This window comes from Polaribacter staleyi (genome assembly GCF_038024045.1).
In the GTDB taxonomy this organism is placed as follows: Bacteria; Bacteroidota; Bacteroidia; order Flavobacteriales; family Flavobacteriaceae; genus Polaribacter; species Polaribacter butkevichii.
In genome coordinates, this window is sequence record NZ_CP150665.1 from 306,546 (window position 1) to 319,098 (window position 12,553).

A 12,553-nucleotide genomic window follows, 5' to 3' on the forward strand; every position below is an offset into this window, starting at 1 on the left:
AGTTATACCTACTTTTTACTAATAATTAAACTACTATCTTTTTTGATAATATTTACATCAGCAGATTTTTCGATGGCTTTTAAACAGATGTCAATATTAGTAATAGGAACCGCTCCTGTTATTAAGGTATTTTTACTTGCATCGTCGTTAAAAATGATAGAATAGCCATAAGATTCTTCTATTTTTTCCATCGCTTTTTCCAAAGATAGGTTTTCAAACAATAAAGAACCATTTTTCCAAGAAGTTTTTAGAGTAGAATCAAAAGTATTTATGTCTTCTAATATTTTATTTTTTTCTGCGGAATAGGAGATGTAGTTACCTGGAATCATTTTTTTATCAATTCCGTTATTTAGTTTTAACCAAATATTACCTTCTTCTAAAAACACATCTGTTTTTTGCTTTTTTGTATTTACATTAAAAGAGGTACCATAAACTTCTACAGATAAATCGTCTGTTATTACCCAAAATTTTGCATTTGTAGTTACTTTTTTATCCACCTGAAAAAAGGCTTCACCAGACAACCAAACTTTTCTGCTTTCGTTTTTGTAGTAGGATAAACTAGAATTAGAATTTAAAGTAACACGGCTACCATCTAGCAATTTTATATTTAAAATTTCTCCATAACTGGTTTTATGGGTCATTTTGGTGTTATTAAAAGAAAAATAAATACCTATAGAAATTAGTAGAAGTATAGAAGCTGCTACACTAAAAGTTTTAAGATATTTAACTTTTTTCTTAGGAATTGGGTTTTTAGCTTTAATTTTAGCTTCTAGTTTTTGCCATTCTAAACTAACTTTTTCTTTACCAACAGTTTGTTGGTTAAAAGCAACACCTAAAACCAGGTCTTTAGCAGTACTTACTAATTCTTCTTTATCTTTATTGTTGGCAATCCAAAAATCCCAAAAACCTACATCAGTTCCGTTGTTTTGAAGCACCCAATTTTTAAATGAATCATCATCTAAAAAGTCATTTATGGTATTGTATTCTTTCTTAATCATTTCAATAAATAGGTCATTGTACTTGTATAAGGCAAATATTGTTTTTTTATACTCTTAATTTTATGTTAAACTCAATTAAATAATTTTAGAATAGAAATTTCTTCTTTTAAACTTTTTATGGCTTTATGAAGAGAGTTTATAACACTTTGATAATTAATACCCATTATTTCTGATATTTCGGTAGCTTTTAAACCACTGTAGTATTTTAAATAAATGGCTTCTTTTTGTCTTTTGGGTAATTTATTTAATAATCTAGAGAGGTTTTTATTTTTAAAACTTTCTGTTTCTTGATGTGTCATTATTTCTTCAGCAGTAAACTGTAAGTCTACAAAAGTTTCATTAGAAAAATCAGTATGTTTTAATTTTGCATTTTTCTGCATCATTTTTAATAAAAACCGTTTATAGGATGTAAATAGGTAAGGGGCAATCGTATCTAAATCGCTTAAATTTTCTCTATGTTCATAAACGTATAAAAAGAAATCCTGTAAAGAATCTTCTGTAAGAGCAACATCATTAGAAATTTTTAAGCCATAATTATGTAGCATAGGATAATAGATTTCAAAGAGTGTAGAAAATGCTCTAAGATCTCCTTCCTTTAAGGCTTTCCAAATAAATTGATCTGTTATTTTATTCATTTAAGAGTGTAAATGTGACAAATATTTTTTTAAAAATAAATAAAATTGATGATTCTACGCTTTCTTTATTGATTTAATTATATTTTAATGAAACTTGCATTATATTTGCACTCGCAAAATTTATTTACATGAAAGCCGGAATTGTAGGATTACCAAACGTAGGAAAATCAACTTTATTTAACTGTTTATCTAATGCAAAAGCGCAAAGTGCCAACTTTCCTTTCTGTACCATTGAGCCCAATTTAGGGGTTGTAAATGTGCCAGATTCTCGTTTAAAAAAATTAGAAGAATTGGTGGTTCCAGAGAGAGTTCAAACTGCTACTGTAGAAATTGTAGATATTGCTGGCTTGGTAAAAGGAGCAAGTAAAGGAGAAGGTTTAGGAAATCAGTTTTTAGCAAACATTAGAGAAACAGACGCTATTTTACATGTAGTGCGTTGTTTTGATAATGATAATATTATTCATGTTGATAATTCTATAGATCCTGTAAGAGATAAAGAAACTATTGATTATGAATTGCAATTAAAAGATTTAGAAACGGTTCAAAAACGTTTAGAGCGTGTAAAAAGAACTGCTAAAACGGGTAATAAAGAAGCGCAAGCAGAATTAGTAGTTTTATTAAAAATTGAAGAAACTTTATTAAAAGGAGTTTCTGTTAGAACTTTAGATTTTTCAGAGAAAGAAATGGAGTTTGTTAAACCTTTACAATTTATTACATCAAAACCAGTACTATATGTTTGTAATGTTGATGAAGGTTCTGCCGTTTCTGGAAATGCGTATGTAGACCAAATTAAAGAAGCTGTTAAAGACGAAAATGCAGAAGTAATTGTTTTGGCAGTTGGTACAGAAGCAGATATTACAGAATTAGATGATTACGAAGAAAGACAAATGTTTTTAGCAGATATTGGCTTAGAAGAAGCAGGTGTAGCTAGATTGGTTCGTTCTGCATATAAATTATTAAACTTACAAACCTATTTTACTGCAGGTGTAAAGGAAGTTAGAGCTTGGACAATTCCTATTGGTTCTACTGCGCCACAAGCTGCAGGAGTAATTCATACTGATTTTGAAAAAGGTTTTATTAGAGCAGAAACTATTGCTTATGAAGATTTTGTAACTTATGGTTCTGAAGCAAAAGTAAAAGAAGCGGGTAAAATGAGGGTAGAAGGTAAGGAGTACATTGTTAAAGATGGTGATGTATTGCACTTTAGATTTAATGTGTAATTAGTTACACCTAATATTATAAAAAAAATCCCAATGAGAAATCATTGGGATTTTTTTTATATCACTATTTGACTACGATTGCTTCTGTGTTTAATAGTTCTTGTATAAAACTAAAAATATCTATTAAATCCCATAGAGGTTCCATTTGTTGCCTTAAAGAAACAAATGTTATAGACTCTCCATTATTTATGTTCTCAATTAATTGAGTTAAGAAAGGATGGTTTCTAACTTTTATTCGATGTCCCCTAGCAAAAATAATGATGGTTTTAGAGTCTTGTTCTACTAAGTAGATTGGAAATATTTTTTTACCCTTAAATGATACGTTTTCTCCCTGAGGTATTGTAACATGTATCTTATTAGATTTTTTTTGAATACCACCATTGCTTTTTAGACCGATTATTTTTCTATAAAAAGCTATTTCTATTTTTTTTTGAATGGATTGAAAATCGATTATTTCTTTTAAATTATATTGAGATGCATTTAATTGAAAAGGCGTAGCATATTCATCTTTAAATTCTAAAGCCTCTTCGGCGGTTTCTTTAATTAGCTCATTTTCGAGTCTATCTTTTGGTGGATTAATATAATCTAAAACAAAGCTTAAAGAAAATTTAGAAGTGTTTGCAATATGATATACATAATGAGGGATAAACATTGCGTCTCCGGGCTCTAAATTGTATTCCTTCCCTTTTGGAAGCATTTCTTCTACATCATGAAAAACTTCTGTATTATGTTTAATTCCATTATATTTTGGATCATCCCAAGTATAAAACTGTTTATTCTCTGGCCCTAAATGAAATAGAATTCCATCTTCTCCAGTAGATTCTTTATGAATACCAAAGGGAGTAAAACCATAATTTCCCATAAAAAAAAGGAATGATAAACCATTAAGTGGTAAACCAGCAGTTTTTAATAAAGGATGAACAATAGTAGCTGCTTTCTCTGCAAAAGAGTTGCTATACTCTTCTAAACCTATTAAAACCATCCCAAATTTTTGGTTTCCAAAGATTTTATAAGACCAATCTTCTAAAGATTCATGCTCCTTTGGTGGATTGGCCACCATTTTTTCTGTGTAATCATTTCTTAATTCATTATTTATGTAAACTTTTAAACCTATATGAATATCTATTTTATTTAAAAAACCTCTTAAGACATGGTTTATCAGAAGTTTTACTTCATCAATATCAGTATTAGAAATTAGCTTTTTTGCTTGTGCAGGTTTTGTAAGTTTATGAGAGTTAGTTAAAAAAGTATTCCAAGAATTTGAATTCATTTTTAATAAAAATTAGGGAAGTATTCTAAAAATTAACGGTTAAGGATTGCATTCAAATAAAAGGGATGATTTACTTAAAATCGCATAAGTTATTATTGCGATTTTTCTATAATATCTTTGATCCATTTATTCGGAATCATATCTATTGTTAGATTGATGCGTTCTTCATTTCCGTTGTTAATTACTTCGTGCGGATCTGTCAATTTTAAATACCAACATTGACCAGGTTTCATGTTAACGGGAGTTTTATTTAAGTTAAAAATAACCTCTTTATTATTTAATATAGGTATTGTTAAACGTATTACAGATTTTTCTATTTCTAAACCTAGGGTAGGATCTGTATGTTCTTTTACTACAGAATTAGGTGCAAGTCTTAATAAACGTACTAAAGTTACCGTTGTTTCTTTTTTAAAAGTTTCTATTATGCTATTTAAATAAGGAGATTTTTTTAACGAACCTGTATCTAGCCAATCTGTCCAAGATCCATCGGCATAATCATCTGCAGGAGGAGGAAATGGGAGAGTAGTATCTATTAAATGTGCTGGTCCTCTAAGTTGAATAACGTTATAATACTCAAATTGATCTTTTGCTAAAGCTTTTGCTTCTGAGAGCATTTTATCAACATCAAAATAAAATGGTAGCTGTATTCTATCTTTTGTAGTATTTAGATTGCTTTCTATCATTATATGTGATTTATTTATGAGTTTAAAAATATAGTTATTTAATTAGATATTAGCTTACATACTCTCTACAAATTTTAAAAATACTTTTTTATGAAGTTCTAAATTCATGGTAGGAGAAAGTGATGCGCGCACAATATAGTCTTTATCTCCTTCTTTGGTTGTTCCTTGTGTAGATGTTGCAGGTATCGTCCAATAGCAGCCTTTTAACTGTCCGTAACTTACACAGAATTTACTTTCATCAGGGATTTCTGTAATCATTAAGTTGATTAACTTTAAATTTAAAGCTCTTTTGTTAGCTTCTTTTTCTTCTTCTGAGTTTCCTGTTGTAGGAAGGTCTAATGAAAAAACAGATGGTGTAAATCCTTGTGCAGCTAACTCTTCTGACACAAAATTTATTTTTGCTTCTGGTAAAGTTTCATGAATATAATTTACAAACTGACGCGTATTTGTATAGGCATCTTTAATTCTTTGATTCATAGAAGGCAGCTGTTTGGCTAATATTTCATACTGAAAATCAGTAGCTTCATTATCACAAAGGGTTAAATGTTGTTCAATTTTATCGATCAAGGTTACCGTTTTTTTATTTCCTACGCAGTAGCCTGCTGTACATTTTCCTCCACTAGGAAATTTAGAGCCACTTGCAAAAGAAATGGTTCTAACGGTAGATAGTATTTCACCATCACCTAAAAAATGAACATTAGGACAGAATGTTTGGTCTAAAATAAAAACAGGATCTATAGCTATTTCTCCCGTTGTAGTTATACGTTTTTTGCTTAATGCTTCTTTTAATTGAACTAAATTCGGAACTTCAACTCTTGGGTTTGTTGGTATTTCTGCAATAATATAAGGGACAGCGTCTTGTTTAGCAATATTGTTTAAAACGCTATCTATACTTTGCACCATATCATTATCGCCATCAACTAATAAATCTACAATTTCTACATTATCAATACAAGCTGCAACACGTCTTGCTTGGTCATTTGTACCACCATAACAATTAGGAGGAACAATAATTTTAATTGCTTTTCCTTTATGATTCTCTTTAGCATCTTCAATTAATCCCATTAAAATGGCATATTGAATAGAGAGTCCGCTAGTGGCAACTAAAGGTTTTGTGTTAGAGCCCGTAACTTCTTTTATAGCATTTAAAACACTTGTTTTATTTGTGCTGTTATCCTTTTTATTTTTAAAAGAAGATTTAGTTACTAAGGCATTTAGAGCTGTAAGAGAATTAGAAGGAGTCATGGCAATAGTTTCTCTTCTTCTTACATGCTGTATGTCGGAAATATAATGTTCATTTTGTTCTCCATTTACCATTAAAATACTACCAAGAGAATCATAAAGATTGATAACAAAATCAATGTTTTTATTTTTCTTAAATGTGCCAATTTGGTCTTCTTGTGATATAAAAATAGTACTTCCGTTAAAAGTAGAAATATCAGATAAACTTGTTGCTTTTTGTAGTTCAAAATTATAATTATAAATTTCTTTAACTACTTTATTGTTAAATGATTGTGGTGGTTTATCTAAATAAATAATTCTAGTTTTTTTTTGAGATAATAAATTCTTTCTTAACACAGCTAAAACAGGAATCGTTTGTGAAGAGAAGCTAATTACGTTTTCAGGTTTAATAGCATTTAATTTTGCGATTGCCCACTCTAAAACACAAGATAATGGATGCCCTAAACGTATATAATCATAAGCTGTAGGCAATGCATTTAACGTGGCGGATGTAGCATTATTGTTGTTATATAAAGTATCAAACTGATCTAAAAACGCTGTTTTAGCCAAGTTTTCATTATAAATATCTAGTCGATGTGTAGTTAAATTTAACCAATCTGTTGGTAAGTTTTCTAATACAACTTTTATATAATTTAGTGTTTTATTGTCTTCCATAATTAGCACTTTTGTAGATTAATTAGGTTTTATTTTAGAAGTGTTTTAAAGCACATTGGCTTGCTTCTATCTAATTTTTAGATGTAAATAATAAGTTAGCGAAGTTAGTTTTTTTGAATTGATAAATCAACGCGCATTACCTTACATTTTAAATTTTAACAATATGTATTTAGATTCTTTTAAGGTTCTTAAATTATTAAATATCCTTTGTAAAAGGAGCCTTTTATTTTCTGTTTTTTGATAATTTTTAGTTGTAATGCCTCTTTGTTTATACCTGTAAAATGTTCTTTAATTATCGATTTTTGAACGTACAATTGCGGTTTAAGTAAATTTATGATGCAATTAATACATATAAATCATCAGTATTCTATGATGAATCAGTTACCTTTAAAAGGTACCAATTTTGGTGTTATAATTTTAAATAAAATTATTTATGTGGTTACGTGTAAGTTGTAATTTGGCTTTTGATATTGAAACACCAACTCCTTTTATTTTGATGCTGCGTCCCAGAAGTGGTGCAGAACAGTGGATTGAGCGAGATGAGTTTAAAATATATCCCAATGTACCTATTGTAGAGTTTACAGATGATTATGGAAATCTTTGCCAACGTTTGGTAGCACCAATTGGTAAGTTTACCATTTTTACAAGTTCAGATGTAAAAACGTCTGAATTTGTTGATGTGAATTTTGAAGCTCCTTTTGTAGAAATTCAGAATTTACCTAATGAAGTACTTTGTTATTTATTACCTAGCAGGTATTGTGAGTCTGACCGATTTAACGACTTAGCAAATACAATTACCGCAGATAAACCTGTAGGATATGAACAAGTGTTTGCTATAGAAGAATGGTTACGTACAAATATTAGTTACATTCCTGGTAGTAGCGATTTTCCTATTTCTGCTACCGAAGTAAACTACAAACGTTCTGGTGTTTGTAGAGATTTGTCTCATTTAGGTATTGCATTGTGCCGAAGTTTAAGCATTCCTGCTCGCATGGTAGTTGGTTATTTGCACAAATTACATCCCATGGATATGCACGCATGGTTTGAGGCTTATGTTGGTGGGCGTTGGTATACTTTTGATGCTACACAAACAGAAGCAAAAGGAGGTTACGTAGCGGTAGGTTATGGTTTAGATGCAGCAGATGTTGCTATATTTAATCAATTTGGACCTGTGGCTCATTCTTTAGAGCAACGTGTAACTGTACAGCAAATTAAAATTTAAGTTGTAGGTTTTTTATAACCATCTTTTTCGCTTAAAAAACAAAAGTGTTACAGCTGATGAAGTAATCATCAAACAAATTGCTAATGGATATCCCCAAGATTGTTGTAATTCTGGCATAAATTTAAAATTCATACCATACATACTGGCAATTAAAGTTGGAGGCATAAAAATAACCGTTACTACCGTAAAAATTTTAATAATTCTGTTTTGCTCCATATCTACCAAACCTAAAAAGGTATTTTGAAGAAATTCTAGTCTTTCAAAATTAAAACTAGTATGGTCTAGTAAAGAACCAATGTCTTTAATCATCACCCAAAGGGTGTCGTAATTTTCTCTAGGAAAAAACTTGCTTTTTAAAATAGCCGATAGAATTCGTTGTTTTTCTACAATGTTTTCTCGAATAGAGATGGTAGATTCTTGAAAAGCAGTAATTTTTAATAACAACTGTCTTTCTAGATCATTTTTTTTAACCAACCCTTTACTAATAGTCGTAATTTGTTCAGTAATATTTTCTATTAAATCGGCATCAAAATCGATACGTATTTCAAGAATATTTAAAAAAACATCAATTCCGTTTTTTGCTTTTACAGAACGAATTTTATGATATGTATCTGTAAAAGTTCTATAATCATGTTGTCTTTGTGTAATTAAAAAGTTGTTTTTAAGAATAAAAGATATCGGTTCATTAATGTAATTTCCGTTTTCTTCTCTTAAAAAATTAAGGTTGATACCAATTTCACTTTCAGATTCTACAAACTTAGAACTAGATTCAATTTCCTCTCTTTCTTGAGGTGTAAATAACTCTACACCAAAAGTTTCTTCTACTTTTTTCTTCTCATCAAAAGTGGGGTTTTTAAGATCAATCCAAAGAATATTAGATGGAGAAAAATTAGTTCCTGTTTCCACTATAATTTGTCCGTTTTCTATGCTTGCGTATGTAATCATTTGTTTTTTGATGTCTTTTTTAGCTACCACCTGATGTGTAAACTGTTCAAACGTTCTTTTACTACTAAAAAAAGTACTGTAAAGCGGCGAAGTTAGTTTTTTTGAATTAAAAACACATTAACTATCAGTTACCTTTTTTAAATGAAGAAAAACTCGGTATTTATAAGTTTTGTTTAAATAAAGACTTTTAAAGTATCCTTTATTCTCTGTGTAAACTATGCTAATAATATTCCCATAAAAATAGACACATAATACAAGCCTGTTATAATAAAAACAACACCGGCAACTTTGCGCATTACATTTTCTGTTTTAGTAATTTTATTATAGAATACGCCAATTTTTCCTGCTGTAAAGGCTAATAAATAGGTGAAAAGTATTACTGGTAATCCGGTTCCTATTGCAAAAATTATAGGTAAATATAATCCGTCTGCAGAGGCAATGGTAATGGGAATGAGCATGCCAAAAAATAAGGCACCACTGTAAGGGCAAAAAGCTAAGGCAAATACTACACCTATTAAAAAAGAACCTAACAAGCCTTTATCTTTAAATTTATCGGATAGTTTATTCTGAAAATTAGATTTTCCTAAAAAATGGAGCTTTAAAACATTTAACATAATTAAACCGATGATAATTAATAAAGGTCCCAAGTATTTTTCTCCATTCTGATTAAAAAAACGAGAAATATGAAACTTGCTTGCACCAAAATATAATATCATACCAATAGTAGTATAACTAAAACCACGCCCCAAAGAGTATAGCAATCCGCTTAAAAAAACGTTTCGTTTACTCGAAATATTTTTAGATATAAAGGCAGTTGCCGTTATGTTGGTAGCTAATGGGCAAGGGCTAATAGCGGTCATGAGGCCAAGTATAAGTGCCGTTAAAACAGGAAAATTATAACTCTCTAAAAGAGATTGCAAAAAATCCATTTATAGAGTTTTTAGTTCTTTGTCTATTTTTTCTTTTAATTCTTTAGCAAATACATCTTTATCATTTCCTTTCATAAACGCAAAATTGGTTAGATCTATCTTCTTTTCTTTTCCGTTTTTTATCACATTTAAAATTAAAGCAGTACCAGAAGCTTCAAATTTTTCGGACATTGTTTGGTTTTCTTTTTTATCGACATCAATTACCTGAAAGGTAATTTTACTAGCTTTTATTTCTTTAGAAAAATAGGTGTCTAAGGTATATTTTGTATTAGCTTCAATAGCTTTACAGGTAATGCATCTATGGGTAGAATGAAAGTCTAAAACCTCTATTTTAGAAATGGACTGCTCTATAGTTTTGTTTTTACTTTTTGTTTGCTCATTGCAGGCTATTAACAAAAATCCGATTGTTAAAAAAGCTAAAATTTTATTTGTTTTCATGTGAAATTGATTTACAGTTTATTTTTTTCAGTACATTTTTCTTCTTTTAATTCAAACTCTAAAGTACTGTGTGTAATATGATGTGCTTTTAATTCTTTTTTGATGTCTAGTTTAATTCTTGGAATTTCATTAAGGTTTTCTACAACAATATGAGAAGTTAATGCATTTTCATTGGTACTCATACTCCAAATATGAATATGATGCACCTCTGTAACACCATTAACCTCGTTAATATGTGCGCTAATTTCGTTGGTGTTTATTGCTGCAGGTACTCCGTCCATCATTGCAATAATGCTATCTTTAAAAAGATTCAAAGTACTAGCAAGTATTACAATAGCTACTAAAATGGCCGCAATTCCGTCTACAAAATTCCACCCCGTATATTTAATAATCAATCCAGATATTACCACACCCAAAGAAACCAAAGCATCTGCCATTAAATGCCAATAGGCTGCTTTTATATTTAGATCTTCTTTTTTTCTATGATGAAATAAAAGAGCCGAAGAAAAATTAATAACAATTCCTATAGCGGCAACAATCATTACAACATTTCCGTTAATGATATTCGGATGAAGAATGTGTCTAAAACCTTCCCAAGCAATGGCACCAATAGCAAAAGCTAGTAATATAGAATTGATAAAAGAAGCAACAACAGATCCTTTTTTTAAACCATAAGTAAATAATGTATTGGGTTTAAAATTAAGTAAACGAAAAGCTAAAAAAGCCAATAGTAAACCAGAAATATCGCCAATATTGTGCACTGCATCAGAAAGTAGGGCAGTAGAACCAATTTGCCAACCATAAAAGAGTTCTATTATAACATAGACCACGTTTAAGGAGATCCCTATTATAAAAGAGCGGTTAATATCGTGTGACTTTAATGATGGAGGTGCGTGATTATGAGAATGAGACATTGTTTTTTTTATAAAATTTATAAAATCATATTAAATAAGTATCCAGAAATAATGATGCAGAGTGTTACCACTCCAAAAAAGATGGCAATTAATTTTAACGTCATTACTTTCTTTAAAAGCATTGCTTCTGGTAAGGATAAGCCAACAACTCCCATCATAAAAGCAATTGCGGTTCCTAAAGGAATACCTTTTGCAACTAAAACCTGCGCTACTGGTAGTATTCCGGATGCATTAGAATACATTGGTACTGCTAAAATAGTAGCAATTGGTACCGCAAAAAGATTGTCTTTGGCCATGTATTGTTCAAAAAAACCTTCAGGGATATAACCATGCATGAAACCTCCAGTAGCAATCCCCACTATAACATACGGAATAACACCTTTTAAAATAGTAAGTACTTCTGCCCAAATTATAGGTAAACGTTGTTGTAAGGTTTGTTTTTCTGCTATAAAAAGGTCTTGTTCTTTTTGTGCGTTGGCTAACACTTCTTTTACCCAAGGAGTTAAATAGGTTTCTAGTTTTAATTTTTGAAGAATAACTCCAGAAATAGTTCCTAATAAAATACCGCTAACTACGTAGATAATAGTAGTTTTAACTCCAAATAAACCTACAAAAAGTCCAATAGCAACTTCATTAACCAAAGGCGATGTAATAAGAAAAGCAAAAGTAACACCTAACGGAATTCCGCCTCTTACAAAACCAATAAATAAAGGTACTGATGAGCAAGAGCAAAAAGGGGTTACCACTCCAAAAAGACTTGCCATTAAGTACTCTAAACCATATAATTTATTTCTTGATAAATAATTTTTAACCTTGTCTATCGGGAAATAGCTATTTACAATTCCCATTAAAAAAATGATTACAAAAAGTAATATCAGAATTTTTGTGGTGTCGTAAATAAAGAAATTTAAGGCTTCTGCTAAATGTTGTTCTTTGTTTAAGTTTAAAACATCATACACAAACCAATCTGCAATAATTTGTATCCAATCAAACATTTTCTATTGTTTTAATTGTACCCGTAATGTTACAAGATAATTTTACGGTATTATAAATTGTTCCGTGTTTTTCAATATTCTTTTTTAACAAGTCTATATTTAACTTTTTATCGTTGCTATAAATAGTTAATTGATAAAGAAGATTATCCATCCTTGGCGGATTTTCTAATCGAGTAGCAAAAACATCAAGCGTAGCTTTAGAATACGTAAATTTCATCATTGTAGAAAAACGTTCTACATTTTTAAGCATGCATGCCGCAAAAGAGCTTAAAAAAAGTTCTGCCGGATTTGGCAATATTTTAGAGGTTTTTACAGTAGTGCCAAATTTTATGTTAGATTCTTTTATATGAATAACAGCATCTTCATAGGATATTGAAGAGGCTTTAATTTGATAATTCATAATCTAAA

The 12,553-nt window shown here is 29.9% G+C and carries 13 protein-coding genes; 2 read left to right on the forward strand and 11 right to left on the reverse strand.

Annotated features, from left to right (window positions below; genetic code table 11):
• Window positions 1–8 precede the first annotated feature (8 nt).
• On the reverse strand, window positions 9–998 hold the full coding sequence (locus tag WHD07_RS01050; RefSeq protein WP_343329692.1) for a FecR family protein: 990 nt from the start codon (window positions 996–998) through the stop codon (window positions 9–11).
• Window positions 999–1,069: 71 nt separating this feature from the next.
• Window positions 1,070–1,633 (reverse strand): RNA polymerase sigma factor, encoded by a 564-nt coding sequence (locus WHD07_RS01055; protein ID WP_105048478.1) that lies wholly within the window; start codon window positions 1,631–1,633, stop codon window positions 1,070–1,072.
• 128 nt (window positions 1,634–1,761) lie between these two features.
• On the opposite strand from WHD07_RS01055, the gene ychF reads away from it, so the two are divergent.
• Window positions 1,762–2,853 (forward strand): redox-regulated ATPase YchF, encoded by a 1,092-nt coding sequence (ychF, locus tag WHD07_RS01060; protein WP_343329693.1) that lies wholly within the window; start codon window positions 1,762–1,764, stop codon window positions 2,851–2,853.
• A gap of 64 nt (window positions 2,854–2,917) precedes the next feature.
• Here ychF and WHD07_RS01065 read toward each other — a convergent pair whose 3' ends face one another.
• From WHD07_RS01065 to WHD07_RS01075, 3 genes are all read right to left on the reverse strand, one after another.
• Window positions 2,918–4,123, reverse strand: coding sequence for an RNA methylase (locus WHD07_RS01065; protein WP_343329694.1), 1,206 nt, complete (start codon window positions 4,121–4,123; stop codon window positions 2,918–2,920).
• 92 nt (window positions 4,124–4,215) lie between these two features.
• Window positions 4,216–4,806, reverse strand: coding sequence for an aspartyl/asparaginyl beta-hydroxylase domain-containing protein (locus WHD07_RS01070; RefSeq protein WP_343329695.1), 591 nt, complete (start codon window positions 4,804–4,806; stop codon window positions 4,216–4,218).
• A gap of 54 nt (window positions 4,807–4,860) precedes the next feature.
• Window positions 4,861–6,702, reverse strand: coding sequence for a cystathionine beta-synthase (locus WHD07_RS01075; protein ID WP_343329696.1), 1,842 nt, complete (start codon window positions 6,700–6,702; stop codon window positions 4,861–4,863).
• A 433-nt stretch (window positions 6,703–7,135) separates the two neighbouring features.
• Here WHD07_RS01075 and WHD07_RS01080 point away from each other — a divergent pair, with 433 nt between their 5' ends.
• The gene (locus tag WHD07_RS01080) at window positions 7,136–7,924 is read left to right on the forward strand and encodes a transglutaminase family protein (protein WP_343329697.1); all 789 of its coding nucleotides are present in this window, start codon (window positions 7,136–7,138) and stop codon (window positions 7,922–7,924) included.
• 12 nt (window positions 7,925–7,936) lie between these two features.
• On the opposite strand, the gene corA is transcribed toward WHD07_RS01080, so the two are convergent.
• From corA to WHD07_RS01110, 6 genes are all read right to left on the reverse strand, one after another.
• The gene (gene corA, locus WHD07_RS01085) at window positions 7,937–8,869 is read right to left on the reverse strand and encodes a magnesium/cobalt transporter CorA (protein ID WP_343329698.1); all 933 of its coding nucleotides are present in this window, start codon (window positions 8,867–8,869) and stop codon (window positions 7,937–7,939) included.
• A 215-nt stretch (window positions 8,870–9,084) separates the two neighbouring features.
• On the reverse strand, window positions 9,085–9,798 hold the full coding sequence (locus WHD07_RS01090; RefSeq protein ID WP_343329699.1) for an aromatic aminobenezylarsenical efflux permease ArsG family transporter: 714 nt from the start codon (window positions 9,796–9,798) through the stop codon (window positions 9,085–9,087).
• Window positions 9,799–10,236, reverse strand: coding sequence for a nitrophenyl compound nitroreductase subunit ArsF family protein (locus tag WHD07_RS01095; RefSeq protein ID WP_343329700.1), 438 nt, complete (start codon window positions 10,234–10,236; stop codon window positions 9,799–9,801).
• 11 nt (window positions 10,237–10,247) lie between these two features.
• Entirely contained in the window at window positions 10,248–11,150 is a 903-nt protein-coding gene (locus tag WHD07_RS01100; protein ID WP_343329701.1) for a cation diffusion facilitator family transporter, read from the reverse strand.
• A 17-nt stretch (window positions 11,151–11,167) separates the two neighbouring features.
• Window positions 11,168–12,145 carry a permease gene (locus WHD07_RS01105; protein ID WP_343329702.1) on the reverse strand — a complete coding sequence of 326 codons (978 nt, stop codon included), beginning with the start codon at window positions 12,143–12,145 and terminating at the stop codon, window positions 11,168–11,170.
• Window positions 12,138–12,545 (reverse strand): OsmC family protein, encoded by a 408-nt coding sequence (locus WHD07_RS01110; RefSeq protein ID WP_343329703.1) that lies wholly within the window; start codon window positions 12,543–12,545, stop codon window positions 12,138–12,140. The genes WHD07_RS01105 and WHD07_RS01110 overlap by 8 nt, the downstream gene beginning before the upstream one ends.
• Window positions 12,546–12,553: the final 8 nt, after the last annotated feature.